Below are 17423 nucleotides of genomic sequence, written 5' to 3'. Positions count from 1 at the left end.
GGAGGCCCAAGGCCCTCCGCACGACCGCCCCCGAGGCGTGTCAGCAGCCGCCGCAGTTGTAGTAGAGGACGTCCCAGTGGTTGCCCTCGTCGGCGTAGATGTTCCCGGAGCCGGAACGCCACTGCGGGGCGCCGTCTCCGCGCACGCCGATGTAGGTGAAGTTGTTCTTGATGTAGTTGCCGATGCAGGTGTACTTGCTGTAGTCGAGCTTGTAGCCGTTCCAGTGCGAGTAGGTGCCGGAGGCGTGTCCGGTCTCGGTGCCGCCGGTGATGTTCAGGGCACAGCCACTGGCCCGCTTGAGGGTCTGGGCTCCCTGGGCGGTGGCCAGGTTGAGCTGCTCGAAGGACGTACAGGTGGAGTTGTTGCGGTTGGAGCAGTTGCCGGACGACGACCACGTGATGCCGACCTGCGAGAACATCGAGGTCGCGGTGGAGTGACTGATCTTCGTGACGGCGAAGGCGTCGCCGGCGGTACCGAGCACCGCGGCGCCGGGGGCGACGACCAGGGTGAGAGCGGTCAGCAGCGAGCGGAGCCTCAAGGCCTTGATGACCTTCATGTGGGGACCTTCCTGCGGTGGGCCATGATTCCTGGGGGGTGGCTGTGCAGGTGGTGCGGGAAGAATGGTGCCCGCGTTCTACGCGCGTTGGCCAGAGGGCAAAACGGACGCCCTGTCAGCGCGAAGGCCCCGAATGCCGAGTCCGCCACGGACAAGTCCTGTCTCAGTGGGCCTCGGGACTCTCTCCGGCGACGACCTTGACCGTGGAGCAGGTGCGGCGCAGTGCCTTGAAGGGCTGGTACTGGGGGGAGTCCCAGAACGTCTGCAGTGCCGCTCGGGAGGGGAACTCGTGGAGCACGAGCGTCGCGGGCTTCCAATCGCCCTCCAGAACGGTCGGGTTGTCGTCGAATAGAAGGTTGCGGGCACCGGCGGCTTCGATGAGGGGGGTGACGCCGTCGATGTACTCCTGGAATGCGGCGGGGTTTGTCACGTCAAGATCGATGACGACGTAAGCGGTCATGGCAGCTGCTTTCCGTTCAGGCTTGGATGTGGGGTCGTTCTCCACCGTACGGAGGGCCAGTTGGCCTTCCTATGCGTCTGCGCGCCCAGAACATGCGCGTGCGTCCCACTGCTGGGACGAAGTCGTAGGGTCGACGCATGGATGTCGTCAGCGATGTGATTGCCACGATGCGGGTGGGACGGGCCAAGTTCCGCCTCTCCCGCCGTGAGGGGGAGTGGGGCAACCGCTTCGGCCCGTATCCGGGCGCCGGGTTTCACATCGTTCTGCGGGGCAGCTGCTGGCTGCTGCCTCCTGAGGGCGCGGCGACGCTGCTGAGTGCGGGGGATGTCGTTTTCCTGCCCCATGGCGCGGTGCACGGGATGAGCAGTGGTGCAGACCGCGTGGCGGCTCTGCTGCCGCTCGACCCGGAACCCGAGACCGACTCATCTCACCTGCTGGGGCAGGGCGATGCGATGACCGCGGGCGGGACCGTCCTGCTGTGCGGCGCGTACCGTATCGACCGGGGTCAGGTGCACCCCTTCCTGCGCGCGCTGCCCGAGGTCGTCCACCTGCCCGCGGGGCCCGACCGGCATCCGGCACTGGCCGCGGTGGTCGAACTGCTGGCTGCCGACCTCGCGCACGGCAAGCCGGGAGCGGACGCAGCACTCCCGGCGCTGCTCGACCTGCTCCTGGTGCACGTGCTGCGCGCCTGGCTGGAGGAGGAGTCCGCTGTAGGGCCGTCGGCCGGCTGGTGCGCCGCGCTGGCCGATCCGGCGGTCGCCGCGGCACTCAACCTCCTGCACCGCCGACCCGCGCACCCCTGGACGGTCCATGAACTCGCCCGCGAGGTCGGCTTGTCGAGAACGGCTCTGGCCCGGCGCTTCACCCAACTCGTCGGCCGGGCACCGATGGCCTACCTCACCTGGTGGCGGCTGAGCAGCGCGGCACGGATTCTGCGCGACACCCAGGCGCCCCTGTCGGCCGTCGCCGCCCAGGTCGGCTACACCTCCGAGTTCGCCTTCGCCAACGCCTTCAAACGCCAGCACGGCCTCGCCCCCGGCCGCTTCCGCCGCACCGCGAGCGGGCCATCGCATGCGGTCGTCAGCGAGGCATCCGTCGCACCGTAGCGCCTCGGCACAGCGCCCTCGGCCGTCAGGCGAACCCTTGTGCGGAAACAGCCCGGCCGGCTGTGTAACCTCGCTCCCCACATCACAGGAGAGGAATCATGCGAGGCAGAACGGCCAGGGCCGCCTGGATCACGGGGAGCGGGTCGGCGGTCCTGACGCTGTTGGCCGCGGCGGGAGCTCATGCGGAGGGCCGGGGGGACATCCGGGTCACCAAGACGGTGGTGAACAGCGGGAAGAGCGTCATCATCGGAACATCGGCGCGTGTCACGTACCCGATCGCCATCACCATCCGGGACGACTCCGGAGTGAAGGGCCTGTCGGATGTCAGCGTGTTCAACAAGACGAACGGCTGGGGCTTCAGCGACTGGGTGGACACCCGGTGCGAGAAGCAAAGTTCCACCACGTCCGTCTGCACGGCCATGATGACGATCGCTCCGGGCTGGCTCCCGGGCAGCGTGCCCGAGAACGTCAACCGCACGGCGGGCGTCTGGCAGGTCAACGCCACCGTCAAGGCCAACGACGGTGACTACTGGATCTCCGATCACATCGCCGAGTTCAAGATGAAGCGCGCGTCCAAGCTCACCACGAACGCCGCCCCCGAGCCCGTGGCCGAAGGAGCTCAACTCACCGTCACCGGCAAGCTGTCCCGGGCCAACTGGGAGGACTTGAAGTACCACGGCTTCGCCGGGCAGGAGGTGAAGCTGCAGTTCAGGAAGAGCGGTGCCGCCCACTACAGCACGGTCAAGACCGTGAAGACCGGCGACGTCGGGAAGCTCAGCACCAAGGTCACCGCCACCGCGGCGGGAAGCTGGCGCTGGTACTTCCCCGGCACCACCACGACCGCACGGGTCGTGTCCGCCGGGGACGCCGTGACCTTGAAGTAGCCGCCGTCCACGTGTTCTTCGCCCAGGTTACGCCGGACTTTGGTGTGACCTGCGGCCCGTTGCGTCGCAAGCGGGCTGAGATACTCCGTCCATGGACGCAGGGGGCATGGACGCAGGGGGCATGGACGCGGGGGGTATGGGGACGCGGACGAGAGCGGATGGGGCGGTGCGCGTACGGGCGTTGTCGGCATCCGGCGCGGGGTGGGCGCTGCGTTCCGCGGCGGCTACGGACGTGGAGAAGATCGCGGAATTGCGGGCCGTGGTCATGCGCGCGGATCTGGAACGCCTCGGCCGCTACGACGAGCACCGGGTGCGGCAGAGGCTGCGCGATTCCTTCTCCACTCAGCACACGTCGATCATCATGGTCGACAGCGAATGTGCGGGATGCCTCACGCTCCGCCCCGCCGAAGGCAGGCAGTGGCTGGAGCACTTCTACCTCGCTCCGCACCACCAGGGCCGAGGTCTCGGGTCCGCCGTCTTGCGCACGGTGCTGGAGGGGACCGACGCGCAGGGCATGACCGTGGCGTTGAACGTCCTGCAGGGCAGCGCCGCCCGCCGGCTCTATGACCGCCACGGCTTCGTCGTGGAGGCGCAGGACCCGGTCGACGTCTTCATGGTGCGCCCGCCGGGGGCGAGCACCGCTGCGCAAGCCTGACCTGCGTCGGCGCGGCCCTGTGGTCATGGGTACCCCCGGTGATGGCGTAGGGTGGTGTTCACCGACGCGGGGTGGAGCAGCTCGGTAGCTCGCTGGGCTCATAACCCAGAGGTCGCAGGTTCAAATCCTGTCCCCGCTACTACCGCACAGGGCCCGGATCCTTACGATCCGGGCCCTGTCGCATGATCGGCACATGTGCGGTCCGCGGACACTCAGCATGTCGTCAGCCCTGCCAGCAGCCCGGTGATGGCGCGGTCGGTGGAGGCGGCCATGTCCACGCGGTCCGGCGCCAGCAGCCACTGCACCTGCAGCCCGTCCATGACGGCGATGATCGCGTTGGCCGTGTCCTCCACGGCCGTACCCTCGCGGATCTCGCCGAGTTCGCACGCCTCCTCGAGGGCCTCGACCACCATCGCGCGCAGGCCCTCGTAGCGGGTGCGGAAGAAGTCCTGGGCGGGATGGCCCTCCGTGACGCTCTCCGCGGACAGCACCGCGTACAGCCGGACAATGCCCTCGCGCTCGGCGTTGCGGGAAACCGTGTCGATCAGGTGGCGCAGGAAGGCCAGTCCGCGCGGGCGCTCGGTGCCGAGCTGCTCGATGTCGCTCGCGTCGCGCAGCTCCAGCACGCTGGTCAGCAACTGGGCCTTGGTGCGGAAGTAGTGCAGGACACCGGCCTGTGTGAGTCCGGCCCGGTCGGCGATCTCCTGCAGCGAGGCGTTGTTGTATCCGCGGGCGGCGAATGTGTCCATCGCGATCCGCAGGATGTCCTGCTGGCGCTGCTTGGCCTCCGCGCTGCGGGGGGTGCGCGGCTGTGTTTTCCGGTTCGTTCCGCTTACCGACTGGTTACTCACCGTTCCAGCATAGGGCCGTCGCGCTCACCGTGATCAACTTTCGAAAGGCCCGCAGATACTGTGACGTGGGCCACTTACTAAGTACTTAGCAGGTGTGCTTTCATGTGGCCGTCAGCACGACGACGCGCCGCAATTCCGGCTCAGGCCGGTGCACCACCTCCCCGTCTCAGGTCACCCCACACCGAAGGAGAGCCGCACGTGTCGTCCGTCCGAACAGCCACCAGAGCCCGCGCCGCAGGCGCCGCCCTGATACTCGCCGTCTCCGGCCTCGCCGCAGCCGGCGGCACCGCCCGGGCCGCCGACCCCACCGCTCAGGTCTGGGTCACCACGGCCGACGGATCCAGGAAGCTCGCCGCCGAGACCGTCCCCTTTAACAGCCCCGCCCAGCCCATCGACATCCGGGTCGACGCCGCAGCCAAGGGCCAGAAGTTCACCGGCGCCGGCGCCTCGGTCACCGAAGCCTCCGCCCACCTCATCCAGGGCCTGCCCGCCGACAAGCGCGCCGACCTGATGAAGTCGTTGTTCTCCACCACCGAGGGCATCGGGCTGAACTACCTGCGCCAGCCGCTGGGCAGCACCGACTTCAACTCCGGCGGCTTCTACACCTATGAGGACACCAAGGGCTCGTTCTCCATCGGCCGCGACCAGCAGGAGATCATCCCCGTCCTCAAGCAGGCCACCGCCCACAACCCGGCCATCCGCTTCATGGGCTCCCCGTGGTCGCCCCCGGCCTGGATGAAGACCGGCAACTCCCTCAACGGCGGCAGCCTCAAGGCCGACCACTACCAGGCGTACGCCGACTACCTGGTCAAGGCGATCAAGGCGTACGGCCAGCAGGGCATCACCCTCCGCGACCTCACCGTCCAGAACGAGCCCGAGTTCGCGACCAGTTACCCGTCGATGTCGATGACGTCGGGCGAGCAGGCCGCGTTCGTGAAGGTCCTCGACCAGACCCTGACCGCCAACGGGCTCCCGACCAGCATCCTCGCCTACGACCACAACTGGGATCACCCGAACTACCCCCTGGAGGTCTTCAACTCCACGCAGGGCATCCAGCGCGTCATCGGCGCGGCCTTCCACTGCTACGGCGGCGCCCCCTCGGCCCAGCAGCAAGTCGTCAACGCCGGAAAGCGGGTCTTCTTCACCGAGTGCTCCGGCACCGACAGCACGAACCCCGCGACCACCTTCGCCGACACCCTGCGCTGGCACTCCGAGAACCTCGTCGTGCAGAACATGCGCCACGGCGGCGAGACCGTCATCAACTGGAACCTCGCCCTCGACCAGAACGGCGGCCCCCACCAGGGCCACTGCGCCAACCGCTGCAACGGCGTCGTCGAGATCGCCAACGGCAACGTGACCCGCAACGCCGAGTACTACGTCCTCGGCCACGTCACCAAGTTCATCAAACCCGGCGCCACCCGCGTCGGTTCCACCAGCCAGGGTTCCGGCGGCGTGCAGAACGTCACCTTCCAGAACCCCGACAACTCCTTCGCCGCCTTCGTCGTCAACACCGCCACCACCTCCCAGCGGTTCTCGCTGACCGAAGGCGGCAGGACCCTCGCCTACACCCTCCCGGCCGGGGCCATCGCCACCCTCACCTGGGCCGGCGGCACCACCGGCCCCGACCCCAACGGGCCCATCGACCCCGCCGCCTGGTACCGCGTCGTCAACGCGGGCAGCAACGCCTGCCTCGACGCAGCCGACTGGGGCACCGGTGACGGCACCGCCCTGCAGCAGTGGGCATGCGGCACCGGCACCAACCAGAAGTGGCAGCTACGCCCCACCAGTGACGGCTACTACCAGGTCGTCAACCAGTTCAACAACCGCGTCTGGGACGTCGACGGCGGCCCCGGAGCCACAGCCAACGGCACCAAGGTCCACCTGTGGACGTCCTTCGGCAGCACCAACCAGCAGTGGCGCCCCGAAACCACCGGCACCAGCGGTCAGTACCGCTTCGTCGCCCGCCACAGCGGCAAGTGCCTCGCCGTCGACAACGGTTCCACCGCGAACGGCGCCCGCCTGTCCCAACAGCCCTGCGACAGCTCCAGCGCCCAGAAGTTCGCCCTGACCAGCTGACCCCCTCCCGTCAGCGCAGAGCAACAGCGGGGCCCGGTACCAACTCCCGGGCCCCGCCCGCGCCGTCCTGGCCCACACCTCCTCACGCCGGTTCCGGAGCGAAGGGGTGCATCTCGCCGGCTCCGCCGCGTACGACGCCGTAGGTGCTCTCGGGCACCTCGTTCCAGGCACCCGGCAGGTCACCGAGGGGTTCGGACACGATGAGGCGGGTCTCGTCGGACACGTCCTGCAGGAACGCCATATCCGGGTGCAGCTTGCGGAGCGCGTCCACGCGGGTGCTGTAGAACAACGACCGGGAAGCGCGCCGGCTCGAGTAGCGGAAGGCCCACACGCGATCGCCGTCGGTCACGGCGATCGTCATCTGCAGCGGGAACTCCACGCCGTGCTCCCGGCCGATGCGCTCCACCACTCCCGCCATCCGGGCCACCGCGGTCGGCGGGTCCTCGTCCAGACCGAAGGTGAGCGCCAGGTAGAACATCAGCTCCGAGTCCGTCGTTCCCTCGATGGCGGAGTACAGCGCGGGGGCGACGAGCAGCGACAGATCACGGCGCATGAGCGGGAAGTCCGCGATGGCACCGTTGTGCATCCACATCCAGCGGCCGTGCCGGAAGGGATGGCAGTTCGTCTGCTGCACCGCGCTGCCGGTGGAGGCCCGTATATGGGCGAAGAACAGCGGGGAGCGGACATGCGTCGCGATCTCCCTCAGGTTGCGGTTGTTCCAGGCGGGGCCGATGTCCCGGTACAAGGCGGGCGTGTCGATGTCTTCCTGCGTGTACCATCCGATGCCCGCACCGTCGCCGTTCGTCGTCTCGACGCCCAGTTTGGAGTGGAGGCTCTGGTCGATCAGCGAGTGGACCGGCCGGTAGAGGATGGTGTCGAGAAGCAGGGGCGTTCCCGAGTAGGCGAGCCATCGGCACATGAGTGATCACCTGCGTTCTCAGGGCAGCTCACCGTGTCCCGTCTTGCAGGCGCCGCCGTCTCCGCTGATCGTCAGCCTCTTATCCGCTCAGCCCCATTTTCGCCCCCCTCACGGCACACCGCCATACGGGCGAACCTGCGGGTCGTCTTCAACGACGCGTCGCGCGTCCGTGAGGAGGCCCGCGCGGCGGGGCTGCAGCAGTCCTTGCGAGACCTGGACACCGCGTACGGCTGCTGGTCAGGAACGCGGCAGTTGAAGCGATGTCCGCGTGTCGTCGACCTCCACGTCGTCCGTGTGGGCACCGGCCGCCAGGGTCCCGCCGAGGAGTGCGGCGGCGAGCGCCAGGACCCCGGCGAGCGCCCAACGAGGCCGCCGAGGGCCCCTGTTCCGCGCGGCCGGTGTGGTCACGGCGACGGGCTGTCCGCCGTACGCGATGGTCATCCGCGCATCAAGCCACGCCTCCGCCTGATCGGCCCGCAGCCCGCATGCCGCCACGAACGCGGTGACCAACTCCGCACGCGGCAGCCGGTCCCTGCCGAGCATGGTCGCCGCCGTGGAGTAGGGCAGTGAGTGCCCCGCCTGCGCGGCACGGCGTTCCATCTGGCGGTAGCTGAGGCCCGACCACGCTTTGAGGCGGCCGAGTGCCGCCACGAAGGCGGCCGCGTCGGTGTCGACCGGTGCGGGTGGTGCTGTGGTCATCGTGATCCCCCTGTTTGACCTGGACGTACATGAACTCGCACAAGCTCGAACACCATCATGGCTTGAGGAACGGGGCATTGGGCGGCGAACGTCGGGGCGGATCAACGACGTTGGAGGTCATGTGGGTACGACTCTGTCTCGCCGCCGCCGTAGGCCGATCGCGACTGCCGTCGCTGCTCTGCTCTTGCTCGGGGGGTGCTCCGGAGAGTCCGGTGACGGGCCGTCGGCGCTGGGCACTCCGGCTTCCCAGCCCCGTCACGGTGAGTCGGTCGCCGACTTCCTCCGCCGTACACTGCCCGCCGGACCGGGTGGCACCGTGATCGCCGCCCACGGTGACCGGCTCGCGTACTGCGGTGGATTCGGGTCGGCCGACCGGGCCGCCGGCACGCCTGCGAGCTGCGGGACGGTGTACGACGTCATGTCGATGACGAAGCAGTTCACCGCGGCCGCGATCGTGAAGCTGGAGGCGATGGGCCGGCTCCAGGTGAGCGATCCGATCAGCCGGTTCCTCGGGCACGAGCGCCCGATGCCCGCCGACAAGCGCGGCATCACGGTCGAGCACCTCCTCACGCACACGTCGGGTCTCGTCGAAGGGCTCGGTGATGACTACGACCCCGTGTCCCGTGCGGAGTTGATACGCGGAGCCCTGTCGTCAAAGCTGCAGTCCGCGCCGGGCAAGGAGTACCACTATTCCAACACCGGCTACAGCCTGCTCGCGGTGATCGTCGAGGAGGCGTCGGGGGAGACGTACGAACGCTTCCTGGCCCGGCACCTGTTCGGCCCGGCCGGGATGGAACAGACGGGATACGTGCTGCCGCGCCGGCCGCGGCACCTGGTCGCGGTGGAGTACGACAGCAAGGGGCGCAGTCAGGGCAGGCCCTTCGACCATCCCTGGGCCGCCGACGGACCGTACTGGAACCTGCGCGGCAACGGCGGCATGCTCTCCACCGCCGAGGACATGTTCCGTTGGCACCGGGCGCTCCTGGGGGATGACGTCCTGCCGGCGCACGCCAGGGACAAGCTCTTCCAACCCCGCGTTCAGGAGCCGGGGTCGGACAGCTCGTACGGATACGGGTGGACCCTAGGCGACACCCCGGACGGACCCGTCGCCTGGCACGACGGCGGTAACGACTGGTCCCTGGGACTTGTGAGCCGTTCCCTGCGCGACGGCGTCCTCGTGTTCTGGATCAGCAACCACGCCTATCGCGAGGGGAGATGGAACCTGGAGGAGCAGGCGGAGGCGCTGACGCTGGGTGTCGCGGACCGTGTCCGCGCGGAAGAGCCCTGAGGGCCCTCGGCCTCGTCGCCGGCAGCCCCTCGTAAACGCGTAACCGATGGGTTACGCTTTTCGGGTGGACGAGTTGAGCGAGGTGGCCGACGCCATCGCCGATCCGGTGCGCCGGGAGATCCTGATGATGTTGCGCCGCTCTCCGCTGACGGCAGGCGACATCGCTGCCCGGTTCGCCATCAGCCGGCCCGCGGTCAGCCGCCACCTGCGCGTGCTGCGGGAGAGCGGGCTGGTCGTGGACCAGCAGATCGGGCGCCATCGGCGTTACTCGCTCGTCCGCTCCCGGATGGAAGGCCTCGCCGCCTGGCTGGCCCGGTTCGACGCCGCGAAGGTCGACTGGACGCAGCGTTTGGGGGCATTGGAGACCGAAGTACACCGCACTCGGCGGGAGCGCAATCGCGCGGAGCCCGCCAGTGTTCCGCACCCCTTGCACCACTCCAAGGAGGACACGGCATGACCCTTGAGCCCACCGGACAGCTCATCTCCACGCCGACGGGGCACGATCTGATCCTCACCCGCACCTACCGTGCCTCCATCGACGACGTGTGGGCGAGTGTCACCGAGCCGGAGCGCACTGCCCGCTGGTTCGGCCCGTGGCGCGGCGAGGCGGGGCCCGGCCGCACCATCGAGGTGCAGATGGTGTTCGAGAAGTCGGTGCCTTGGTGCCCCTTGCGGATCGAAGCGTGCGAACCACCGCACCGCCTCGCGATCTTGATGGAGGACGAGGCCGGAACCTGGTCGATGGAGCTGCTGCTGGCCGAAGCTGCCGGCATCACCGAACTCCGGCTGATCCATCACCTCGCTTCCACCGAGCACCTCGGCGACACCGGCCCGGGCTGGGAGTACTACCTGGACATGCTCACCGCTGCACGCAAGGACGAGCCGCGGCCCGACTTCGCGGACTACTACCCCGCGCAGAAGGCGTACTTCGAGTCCCTGGTCTGAGCCTGGCAGGTGGTCGGTCAGCTCGAGCCGGGGTGCCAGGCGTCTTCGGCGGCCTGGGCGCTGGGATGGACAGGGAAGACCTGTTCCAGGCCCACGAGGCGGAAGATCCGGCAGACGCGCTCGGGAACCGCGGCCAACGCGATCGTCGCGTCGGCGGCCAAGGCGTGGTTGCGGGCGGCGATCAGGACGGTGATGCCGCTGGAGTCGCAGCACGTGACCCCCGCCAGATCGAGGACCAGCTGCTGCCCCGCACGCAGTTCCAGCTCTGCGAGGGCGGCCCGCACCTCGGCTGCGGTGTGGTGGTCCAGCTCCCCGGAGAGTTCCAGGACCGCTCCGGTGGCGGTGGTGCCGGTGCGCAGGGTCAGGTGCTCGGTCATGGCTGCTCACTGGTGGTTCGGGGCACGTGGACCGCGAGGACGGCGGTGTCGTCTTCCACGCCGGTGCCGAAGGTGGTGAGCAGCCCGCGCACTGCTCCGATGGTGTCCGACGCCGTCGTGGGGGCGAGGTCGCGGCCGAAGGCGAGGAGAGCGTCGTCTCCGTACCGGTCCTCGTCGCCCGCGCCGGTGTGGGCTTCGGTGAGGCCGTCGGTGTACAGGAGCAAGGTGTCACCGGGGGCGAGGTGGACGGTGGTGGTGGCGACGTGGGCGTCCGGCAGGACGCCGATGAGCTGCCCCTCGGGGGTGGGCAGGAAGTCGGCGGTGCCGTCGGCACGCATCAGCAGGGCCGGAGGGTGCCCGCCGCTGGCCAGGACGATCCTGAAGCCGCCCTGGTGGAGGTCGGGGGTGAGCAGGCTGAAGATGACCGTGCAGAAGCGGGGGTCGGTGCCGGAGTACTCGTGGTTGAGGACCGTGTTGAGGTTGCCGAGGACGGCGGCCGGATCCGGGTCGTACACGGCGGCCGCGCGCAGGGTGTAGCGGGCCAGGGAGGTGATGACGGCCGCGGCGGCGCCCTTGCCGCACACATCGCCCAGGAACATGCCCCAGGTGCCGGCGGCGAGGGGGAACAGGTCGTAGAAGTCGCCGCCGACCTCGTCGACGGAGGCGATGTGGTAGTGCGCGGCGACGTCCAGACCAGGCACGTTCGCCAGCACGGGGGGCAGCAGGGTCTGCTGGAGGGTGTTGTTCAGCTGCAGCAGACGGTTGCGTTCGCGTTCGGCTTCCTGACGGGCGCGCAGCAGTTCCGCCTCGTAGGCGCGGCGGTCGCGGGCGTCGAAGAGGGTGGTGCGGATCAGCAGGGGCTGTCCGTCACTGCCGGTCTTGACCGTCGAGGTGACCATGACGGGCAGCCGGGAGCCGTCGGCCGCCTTCAGTTCCAGCGCGACACCACTGACCTCGCCCTGCATCCGCAGCAGCGGGGCGAAATGGGTCTCGTGGTAGAGCCGGCCGCCGACGGTCAGGAGATCGGAGAAGGCCCGACGGCCCACCAGCTCGCCTCGCTCGTAGCCGAGCCAGTCCAGCAGCGTGGTGTTGACCTTGGCGATCCGGCCGTCCAGCAGCGTTGACAGATAGCCGCAGGGGGCGTGTTCATACAGGTCCTCGGCGCTGTCCTCCAGCAGGGCCGAGAACCGGGCCGCCTCGTCCGCCGCGCTCGGGTCGTCGTCCGGATCGTTGTTGTCGGCACCCTCGCCGGTGGCGCACATCATCGGGTGGCCTTCACGAACGCGGCGATCGCCTCGGCGGTCTCTTCCGGGGCGGCGAGCTGGGGGCAGTGCCCCGTGGCGTTCAGCGTGATCAGTTGGCTGCCCGGAATCTGGGCGTGGACGAACGCGCCCACCTCGGGCGGGGCGATCGCGTCACGGGAGCACTGGGCGATCAGCGTGGGCACCCGCACCGCCGCGAGGTCGGAGCGGTTGTCGGACAGGAACGTCACCCGGGCGAAGACCCGCGCGATCTCCGGGTCCGTACGGCAGAAGCTGTTGGTCAGCTCCTCACCCAGTTCGGGTCGCTCCGGGTTGCCCATGATCACTGGGGCCATCGTGCCCGACCAGCCGAGATAGTTCGCGTCCAGCGATTCGAGCAGCTCGTCGATGTCGGCGGAGCTGAAGCCGCCCCGGTAGCCCGTGGCCGGGTCGTCGATGAAGCAGGGGGACGGGGCGAGGAGCACCAGCCCGGCGAACGCCTCCGGCTCGCGAGCGGCTGCCAGCACGCCCATCATGGCGCTCACCGAATGACCCACGAACGTGACCGGACCCAGCGCGAGATCCCGGCATACCTCCAGCACATCGTCGGCGTATCCGTCCATCGACCCGTGGCGGTCCGGGCTCCAGGCCGCCAGGTGCGAGTTTCCGGAGCCCACATGATCGAAGAGGACTACGGTGAAATCGCGCTCCAGTGCCGGTGCCACCAGACGCCACATGTTCTGGTCACACCCGAAACCGTGCGCCAGCACCACCACCGGCGCGCCGGTCCGCCCGGTCACCGTCACATGGTTCCTGATCCGAACGTCCATACGGGACATCCTCGCAGACCACATGGCTTCGAGGATTGCAGCGGCACAGGCGGGTCGGCGGCCTCCGGCTCGCGCCGCCGGGCGGGGGGTGACGGCGGCGCCGGGATGGTCGGCGAGGCTCACTTGGTCGGCAGGCCCAGGGAGGGCTGTCACGGAAGGCGCTGAGGCCGGCCCGGACGACGGTCAGCGAGGACCGGGGTCGCCGGTCGTGGTGGGGAGGCGCAGCTTCCCGCGGGGCCGTCAGCCGGGGTGCGTGCTGTTCCTGCGGGTGACCGTGAGTATCGGGGTGAGCGTGATGCGTCAGCGGATGGCCGACCCGCCGCCCGACAATCCCTCGAGGGTGCGCGCCCTCCTCGTCCGCGAATGGCTGGTGGTGCTGTCCGACGCCGCCAGCCTCCTGCCCGGCCACCGGCGCTTTCGCATCACCCTCGGCGCCGAGGGCGGGCCCTGCGAGATCCTGGGCACCTTCGACCGCGACGCCCGCTGCGGCCGAATACGGCGTGACCGCCACCCCGACGCGATCGAGCTCTGGACGGCAGCAGACCGCCGTCCCCGCCCACGCCGGTGAGGTAGCGCAGCTGCCCGATCCCCCCAGCGGTCACCTTCCGGTCGACGACCGCGGCCCAGGCCGACTGCTAGCCTGAATCACCCAACAGCTGTTATGTATATGCGTGCGGGCGCCCCTCGCCGACGCGCCACGAGGACTTGGAGGGCCGACCGCCCATGTTCACTCTTGCGCTCGGTGACGACGCTGAACTCCGGCCCCTGGAGCCCTGGCAGGCACCGGAACTCACCGCACACACCGATCCCGACCCCGCGGAGACCTACCGCCGGCGATACGCCGACCAACTGGCCTCCGGCGCAGGGCGGTTGTACGGGATATGGCGAGAAGGTGTCCTCGTCGGCGCTGCCGTCTTCGCCTGCCTCGACACCCTCACCGGAGTGTGTGAGATCAGCTGCCGGCCGGAGCAGGCCGCGCGGGACCACGACCTTGAGACGCGGGCGGGCCGGGCGCTGATCGACTGGGCATTCGCCGAACGGGGGATGAGCCGCGTCGAATGGTGGGTCACCGCGGACGACGTGCGCAGCATCGCCGTCGCCCGCCGGCTGGGCATGACCAGGGACGGCGTACTCCGTGAGCGCGGGACCGCCCGCGGCGTACGGCAGGACAGTGAAGTCTGGTCGGTGCTGTCCCATGAGTGGCCGCCGGTGCACGGCCAGAACGTGCCGAGGGCCTGCGTCCAGGCCGAACTCGACCGTCTGATGGGCCTGTTCATGAGTTCCTTCACCAATACCGACGGCAGGCAGCCCGATCTGGAAGTCATCCGGCACCTGTTCGTGCCGGAGGGGAGGATCATCTCGAACGTCGGGGGCGAGCCCTGCGTCATGGACCTCGACGCGTTCATCGAGCCGCGACAGAAGATGCTCACCGACGGCACGCTGACGGAGTTCTCGGAGTGGGAGATCTCCGAGCGGACCGAGATGTTCGGATCGGTCGCCCACCGGTTCAGTGTGTACGGCAAGTCCGGGTTCCGGCACGGAGAACGCTTCGAGGGCCGCGGCCACAAAACCACCCAGTACCTGCGGACCCCCGCCGGCTGGCGGATGTGCTCCATGGCCTGGGACGACGAACCTGCTCCCAGCGCCGGGTGAAGGCGAGCCTGCCCGCTCGGAGTCGCCCCTTGTTCCGTAACGGGCGACTCCTAGGCGGGCGGGCCCCGGTCACTGGCTCAGGGCTCGCCATTCGGTGGCAAGGACCGCCCAGAGCTGCTTGTCGTAGCGCGTGCCCTCGTAGGGCCATGCCTCGCGGCGCACTCCTTCGAGCGTCATGCCGAGCCGCTTGGCCACCGCCGAGCTGCGTTCGTTGTCGGCCCGGCAGTGCCACTCGGCCCGGTGCAGTCCCCGGGAGGTGAACGCCCAGTCCAGCAATGCCCGGCACGCCGGGGTGACCAGCCCCTGGCCCTCCGCGGCCGGTTCCAGCCGGCAGCCGACCTCGCACGAACCGGCCGCGGCGTCGAAGGCGGTGAACATCACGCCGCCGACCAGGACTCCGTCCCGCCGGATGCCGTACAGGCGGGCGCCGTCGTCCGCTTGGCGTTCCGCGTACCGCCGCAGTGTGGCGCGCGCCCCGGCCACGTCGTCCGTGACGAAGGACGGCCCGACCCAGGGCCGGATGTGCTCACGCGCGCGGTCGAGGTGGGCGGCGAACTCTTCGGCGTGCCAGACCTCCAGCGGGCCGAGGCGGGCGTCGTCGCGCAGCGGCAGCGAGAGCATGAGGACCTCCCCATTTGCATAACAGGTGTTGTGGAAATGTACCGTGGTGGCATGCCACGCACCAAGGGAGATCACGAGGCACGCCGACGCGATGTCTCCGAGGCGGTCTGGCAGGTCATGGCCGCCCGCGGCTTCGCCGGCCTGACCCTGCGCACCGTCGCCGCCGAACTAGGCGCGACCACCGGTCTGCTCACGCACTACTTCCCCACCAAGCGCGCCCTGGTGGAGTACGCCCTCGACCTGCTCGAACAGCGCACGCTCGCCCGTCCCCGCCGGGACTCGGGCAGGGGATACGCCGCCTTCAGGGATGCGCTGCTGGACATCCTGCCGCTGACTCCCGAGGCCACCGACAGCAACCGGATCTGGGTGTCGTCCTGGGATGCCGCGCTCGCCGACCCCGACCTGAGCGCCGACCACGCCCGCCGGTACGCCGCAAGCCGCGACAGGCTCACCGAGCGCGTCATCGCGGCCCAAGAGCTGGGCGAACTGCCACCGGGCGACCCCGCGGACATCGCGGCCGGCGCCCAGTCCTTCGTGCTGGGCCTGGTGGTGCAGGCACTGTTCGCCCCGGCGGGGTTCCCGCCGCAGCGGCAGGTCCAGCTCCTCGATGCCTACCTGGCCTCGCTGACGGCCTGTGATCAGTCCAGTGACAGGCGCTCCCCGCGATCCTGACTGCCCACCGCTTATCGGGTCAACACGCAACTGCTGCTGCAGCGTGCCCGCTGGAGCCCGGCCGGTCTGCTTCACGGCCTGGACGAAGGTGACCCGGAACTCTTCTACCAATGCCCACGGGCTCAACTGCTTGGCGTGAACGGGCGGTGATGTCTCGCAGGGGCTGTCAGGTCCTTCGCCGCCGGCTCGGTGCCAGGGTGCGGGTGGGGCGGGGCCAGGAGCGCCCCGGCCATCCCGGTCAGCTGCCGGGAGCCGGTCGGTTCGGACTCCTGGCGGATGCGACGGGCGCGGGCCCGTCCGCCGGCCGTGTACCAGCCCACCCCCAGCACCACGGCCAAGGCCGCGTCCACCAAGTCGCCGCCGTAGTACATCCACTGGGCTCCGCTGTGCAGGTCGGCAGGGGTGAAGTCGGTGCCGGGCGGCGGCAGCGCGTACAGCGTCTTGGCGAGCACCGCGTGCGCGGCGCCGGCGGCGAGCAAGGTGGTAGCGCGTACGGCGACACTCCACCGTCGGCGCACCGGATCGAGCTGGCACACGGCGAAGGTGAACACGAGCCCCGCCGCCAGCATGTGCGCGTGCACCACGCCGTGCAGCAAGGGCTCGTGCCGCATGGCCGCGAACAGCTCGGTGCGGAGGAGCAGCCACATGCCGCCCACGTCGAGCAGGGCTGCCAGCGGAGGGAAGACGAGCCAGCCGATACAACGAGAACGCGTGAGAAGCAGCAGAGCGCGTCGTGCGCGGCCGGGACCGAGGGCTCGCAGAGCGAGGGTGAAGGGGCGGGCGACGACGAACAGCAGCGGGGCGGCCATGCCGATGAGGAGGTGCTGGATCATGTGCCCGGTGAACGGTCCGCCCGGCAGAGCTCCCCATGCCGCCCAGGCCGTACCGACGCCCGCGGCGGTGAACGACACATCCCGCCACCGGGGCCAGGCATCCCCGCGACGCCGCAGCCGCCCCGCGGCCAGCAGGTACGCCAGGGCCACCAGCAGCGCGGCCACGGCGGGGAGCGACTCGGCCGGCACCGGGTCGGGGTGGACGTGCGCGAAGGTCACGATGCCGGGCCGGCACCGCTCCGGCGGCCCGCGCGAAGGGCCAGGAGCACGCCGATGAGCAGCAGGACCAGCCCGGTGATGTTCCACGCCCAGTCGTACGGCGTGACGTCGACGCCGTAGCGGATCTGATGCAGGCGCAGCAGCTTGTGGTCCACGACTCCGTCGAACAGCTGGAAGATCCCCAGGCCGAGGAAGAACCCCGCCCACGCGTGGGCCGACGCCAGGGCCCTGCGGCGGCGCAGATCGGCGTAGAGGAAGAACCCGGCCACCAGGGCGAGCAGTTCGGCGGTGTGCAGCAGTCCGTCGGACAGCAGGCCGACGCCGGAGGTGGAGCGATCGTAGAAGTGGTGCCAGCCCAGGATCTGATGGAAGACGATCTCGTCGACCGAGGCCATGACCGCCGCCCCGATCAGCGCGCAGACGGCCATGGACCTGCGGGCCGCGAGGCCGGTGCCCGGTGCGGTGTCGGACCCGACGGAGTCCCTCATGGCTCTTCCTTTCCTGCTCACCGCCTGCGGTGATTCAGCTGCCGCTCGCC

20 protein-coding genes, 1 tRNA gene and 1 pseudogene are annotated in these 17423 nt (G+C 69.6%); 11 read left to right on the top strand and 11 right to left on the bottom strand.

The genetic code is table 11. The annotated features are described in order from the left end of the window. Nucleotides 1-40 precede the first annotated feature (40 nt). Nucleotides 41-556 (bottom strand): hypothetical protein, encoded by a 516-nt coding sequence (locus ACWD1Z_RS27315; RefSeq protein WP_451122234.1) that lies wholly within the window; start codon nt 554-556, stop codon nt 41-43. Between the two features lie 163 nt (nt 557-719). Beyond that, nucleotides 720-1016 carry a DUF1330 domain-containing protein gene (locus tag ACWD1Z_RS27310; RefSeq protein WP_451122233.1) on the bottom strand — a complete coding sequence of 99 codons (297 nt, stop codon included), beginning with the start codon at nt 1014-1016 and terminating at the stop codon, nt 720-722. Nucleotides 1017-1153: 137 nt separating this feature from the next. Here ACWD1Z_RS27310 and ACWD1Z_RS27305 point away from each other — a divergent pair, with 137 nt between their 5' ends. From ACWD1Z_RS27305 to ACWD1Z_RS27290, 4 genes are all read left to right on the top strand, one after another. Further along, nucleotides 1154-2122 (top strand): AraC family transcriptional regulator, encoded by a 969-nt coding sequence (locus tag ACWD1Z_RS27305; protein ID WP_451122232.1) that lies wholly within the window; start codon nt 1154-1156, stop codon nt 2120-2122. 98 nt (nt 2123-2220) lie between these two features. Next, nucleotides 2221-3006, top strand: a complete 786-nt coding sequence (locus ACWD1Z_RS27300) for a hypothetical protein (RefSeq protein ID WP_451122231.1) — start codon at nt 2221-2223, stop codon at nt 3004-3006. Between the two features lie 136 nt (nt 3007-3142). Beyond that, nucleotides 3143-3661 (top strand): GNAT family N-acetyltransferase, encoded by a 519-nt coding sequence (locus ACWD1Z_RS27295; RefSeq protein ID WP_451122242.1) that lies wholly within the window; start codon nt 3143-3145, stop codon nt 3659-3661. A gap of 65 nt (nt 3662-3726) precedes the next feature. Continuing rightward, nucleotides 3727-3800 (top strand) — tRNA-Met (locus ACWD1Z_RS27290). 73 nt (nt 3801-3873) lie between these two features. Here the strand turns inward: ACWD1Z_RS27290 and ACWD1Z_RS27285 are convergent. Further along, entirely contained in the window at nt 3874-4512 is a 639-nt protein-coding gene (locus ACWD1Z_RS27285; protein WP_451122230.1) for a TetR family transcriptional regulator, read from the bottom strand. A 198-nt stretch (nt 4513-4710) separates the two neighbouring features. Between ACWD1Z_RS27285 and ACWD1Z_RS27280 the strand changes: the two genes are divergently transcribed. Next, the gene (locus tag ACWD1Z_RS27280) at nt 4711-6588 is read left to right on the top strand and encodes an RICIN domain-containing protein (RefSeq protein ID WP_451122229.1); all 1878 of its coding nucleotides are present in this window, start codon (nt 4711-4713) and stop codon (nt 6586-6588) included. Between the two features lie 82 nt (nt 6589-6670). On the opposite strand, the gene ACWD1Z_RS27275 is transcribed toward ACWD1Z_RS27280, so the two are convergent. Together ACWD1Z_RS27275 and ACWD1Z_RS27270 are read right to left on the bottom strand one after the other, a co-directional pair. Next, nucleotides 6671-7507, bottom strand: a complete 837-nt coding sequence (locus ACWD1Z_RS27275; protein ID WP_451122228.1) for a class II glutamine amidotransferase — start codon at nt 7505-7507, stop codon at nt 6671-6673. Between the two features lie 237 nt (nt 7508-7744). After that, nucleotides 7745-8206 carry a hypothetical protein gene (locus tag ACWD1Z_RS27270; protein WP_451122227.1) on the bottom strand — a complete coding sequence of 154 codons (462 nt, stop codon included), beginning with the start codon at nt 8204-8206 and terminating at the stop codon, nt 7745-7747. Nucleotides 8207-8327: 121 nt separating this feature from the next. Here ACWD1Z_RS27270 and ACWD1Z_RS27265 point away from each other — a divergent pair, with 121 nt between their 5' ends. The 3 genes from ACWD1Z_RS27265 to ACWD1Z_RS27255 all read left to right on the top strand — a co-directional run bounded on the left by ACWD1Z_RS27265 (nt 8328) and on the right by ACWD1Z_RS27255 (nt 10439). After that, nucleotides 8328-9494, top strand: a complete 1167-nt coding sequence (locus tag ACWD1Z_RS27265) for a serine hydrolase domain-containing protein (RefSeq protein ID WP_451122226.1) — start codon at nt 8328-8330, stop codon at nt 9492-9494. 64 nt (nt 9495-9558) lie between these two features. Beyond that, the gene (locus tag ACWD1Z_RS27260; RefSeq protein WP_451122225.1) at nt 9559-9951 is read left to right on the top strand and encodes a metalloregulator ArsR/SmtB family transcription factor; all 393 of its coding nucleotides are present in this window, start codon (nt 9559-9561) and stop codon (nt 9949-9951) included. Then, a complete protein-coding gene (locus ACWD1Z_RS27255) occupies nt 9948-10439 on the top strand; it encodes an SRPBCC family protein (RefSeq protein ID WP_451122224.1) in 492 nt (163 codons plus the stop codon). The genes ACWD1Z_RS27260 and ACWD1Z_RS27255 overlap by 4 nt, the downstream gene beginning before the upstream one ends. A gap of 17 nt (nt 10440-10456) precedes the next feature. Here the strand turns inward: ACWD1Z_RS27255 and ACWD1Z_RS27250 are convergent, their stop codons facing one another. From ACWD1Z_RS27250 to ACWD1Z_RS27240, 3 genes are read right to left on the bottom strand one after another with little or no spacing between them, the layout of a single operon-like run. Beyond that, nucleotides 10457-10816 carry an STAS domain-containing protein gene (locus tag ACWD1Z_RS27250; RefSeq protein WP_451122223.1) on the bottom strand — a complete coding sequence of 120 codons (360 nt, stop codon included), beginning with the start codon at nt 10814-10816 and terminating at the stop codon, nt 10457-10459. Next, on the bottom strand, nt 10813-12078 hold the full coding sequence (locus ACWD1Z_RS27245) for a PP2C family protein-serine/threonine phosphatase (RefSeq protein ID WP_451122241.1): 1266 nt from the start codon (nt 12076-12078) through the stop codon (nt 10813-10815). Before ACWD1Z_RS27245 ends, ACWD1Z_RS27250 begins: the two co-directional genes overlap by 4 nt. Beyond that, complete coding sequence (locus tag ACWD1Z_RS27240; RefSeq protein ID WP_451122222.1) at nt 12078-12887, bottom strand: alpha/beta fold hydrolase; 810 nt, start codon at nt 12885-12887, stop codon at nt 12078-12080. Before ACWD1Z_RS27240 ends, ACWD1Z_RS27245 begins: the two co-directional genes overlap by 1 nt. Nucleotides 12888-13170: 283 nt before the next feature. Between ACWD1Z_RS27240 and ACWD1Z_RS27235 the strand changes: the two are divergent. Further along, a pseudogene (locus tag ACWD1Z_RS27235) lies at nt 13171-13455 on the top strand (hypothetical protein); the annotation flags it as partial. 155 nt (nt 13456-13610) lie between these two features. Beyond that, complete coding sequence (locus ACWD1Z_RS27230) at nt 13611-14540, top strand: GNAT family N-acetyltransferase (protein ID WP_451122221.1); 930 nt, start codon at nt 13611-13613, stop codon at nt 14538-14540. A gap of 69 nt (nt 14541-14609) precedes the next feature. On the opposite strand, the gene ACWD1Z_RS27225 is transcribed toward ACWD1Z_RS27230, so the two are convergent. Then, nucleotides 14610-15161: a GNAT family N-acetyltransferase gene (locus ACWD1Z_RS27225; protein ID WP_451122220.1), complete on the bottom strand. Its 552-nt coding sequence runs from the start codon at nt 15159-15161 to the stop codon at nt 14610-14612. 51 nt (nt 15162-15212) lie between these two features. On the opposite strand from ACWD1Z_RS27225, the gene ACWD1Z_RS27220 reads away from it, so the two are divergent. Then, on the top strand, nt 15213-15833 hold the full coding sequence (locus tag ACWD1Z_RS27220; RefSeq protein WP_451122219.1) for a TetR/AcrR family transcriptional regulator: 621 nt from the start codon (nt 15213-15215) through the stop codon (nt 15831-15833). 122 nt (nt 15834-15955) lie between these two features. Here ACWD1Z_RS27220 and ACWD1Z_RS27215 read toward each other — a convergent pair whose 3' ends face one another. Next, nucleotides 15956-16885 (bottom strand): cytochrome c oxidase assembly protein, encoded by a 930-nt coding sequence (locus ACWD1Z_RS27215; RefSeq protein WP_451122218.1) that lies wholly within the window; start codon nt 16883-16885, stop codon nt 15956-15958. Beyond that, on the bottom strand, nt 16882-17373 hold the full coding sequence (locus ACWD1Z_RS27210) for a DUF2243 domain-containing protein (protein ID WP_451122217.1): 492 nt from the start codon (nt 17371-17373) through the stop codon (nt 16882-16884). Before ACWD1Z_RS27210 ends, ACWD1Z_RS27215 begins: the two co-directional genes overlap by 4 nt. Nucleotides 17374-17423: the final 50 nt, after the last annotated feature.

This window comes from Streptomyces sp. NPDC002784, assembly GCF_053592135.1.
The sequence above is the reverse complement of the archived record's forward strand: the minus strand, read 5'-3'. Positions and strand labels throughout refer to the sequence as shown.

What these genes read in the sequence shown, in the direction of transcription:
- ACWD1Z_RS27310 (WP_451122233.1), bottom strand. Translation starts at nt 1,016, where the DNA reads ATGACCGCTTACGTCGTCATCGATCTTGACGTGACAAACCCCGCCGCA.
- ACWD1Z_RS27230 (WP_451122221.1), top strand. Translation starts at nt 13,611, where the DNA reads ATGTTCACTCTTGCGCTCGGTGACGACGCTGAACTCCGGCCCCTGGAG.
- ACWD1Z_RS27315 (WP_451122234.1), bottom strand. Translation starts at nt 556, where the DNA reads ATGAAGGTCATCAAGGCCTTGAGGCTCCGCTCGCTGCTGACCGCTCTC.
- ACWD1Z_RS27300 (WP_451122231.1), top strand. Translation starts at nt 2,221, where the DNA reads ATGCGAGGCAGAACGGCCAGGGCCGCCTGGATCACGGGGAGCGGGTCG.
- ACWD1Z_RS27270 (WP_451122227.1), bottom strand. Translation starts at nt 8,206, where the DNA reads ATGACCACAGCACCACCCGCACCGGTCGACACCGACGCGGCCGCCTTC.
- ACWD1Z_RS27275 (WP_451122228.1), bottom strand. Translation starts at nt 7,507, where the DNA reads ATGTGCCGATGGCTCGCCTACTCGGGAACGCCCCTGCTTCTCGACACC.
- ACWD1Z_RS27255 (WP_451122224.1), top strand. Translation starts at nt 9,948, where the DNA reads ATGACCCTTGAGCCCACCGGACAGCTCATCTCCACGCCGACGGGGCAC.
- ACWD1Z_RS27305 (WP_451122232.1), top strand. Translation starts at nt 1,154, where the DNA reads ATGGATGTCGTCAGCGATGTGATTGCCACGATGCGGGTGGGACGGGCC.
- ACWD1Z_RS27210 (WP_451122217.1), bottom strand. Translation starts at nt 17,373, where the DNA reads ATGAGGGACTCCGTCGGGTCCGACACCGCACCGGGCACCGGCCTCGCG.
- ACWD1Z_RS27245 (WP_451122241.1), bottom strand. Translation starts at nt 12,078, where the DNA reads ATGTGCGCCACCGGCGAGGGTGCCGACAACAACGATCCGGACGACGAC.
- ACWD1Z_RS27250 (WP_451122223.1), bottom strand. Translation starts at nt 10,816, where the DNA reads ATGACCGAGCACCTGACCCTGCGCACCGGCACCACCGCCACCGGAGCG.
- ACWD1Z_RS27295 (WP_451122242.1), top strand. Translation starts at nt 3,143, where the DNA reads ATGGGGACGCGGACGAGAGCGGATGGGGCGGTGCGCGTACGGGCGTTG.
- ACWD1Z_RS27225 (WP_451122220.1), bottom strand. Translation starts at nt 15,161, where the DNA reads ATGCTCTCGCTGCCGCTGCGCGACGACGCCCGCCTCGGCCCGCTGGAG.
- ACWD1Z_RS27220 (WP_451122219.1), top strand. Translation starts at nt 15,213, where the DNA reads ATGCCACGCACCAAGGGAGATCACGAGGCACGCCGACGCGATGTCTCC.
- ACWD1Z_RS27240 (WP_451122222.1), bottom strand. Translation starts at nt 12,887, where the DNA reads ATGGACGTTCGGATCAGGAACCATGTGACGGTGACCGGGCGGACCGGC.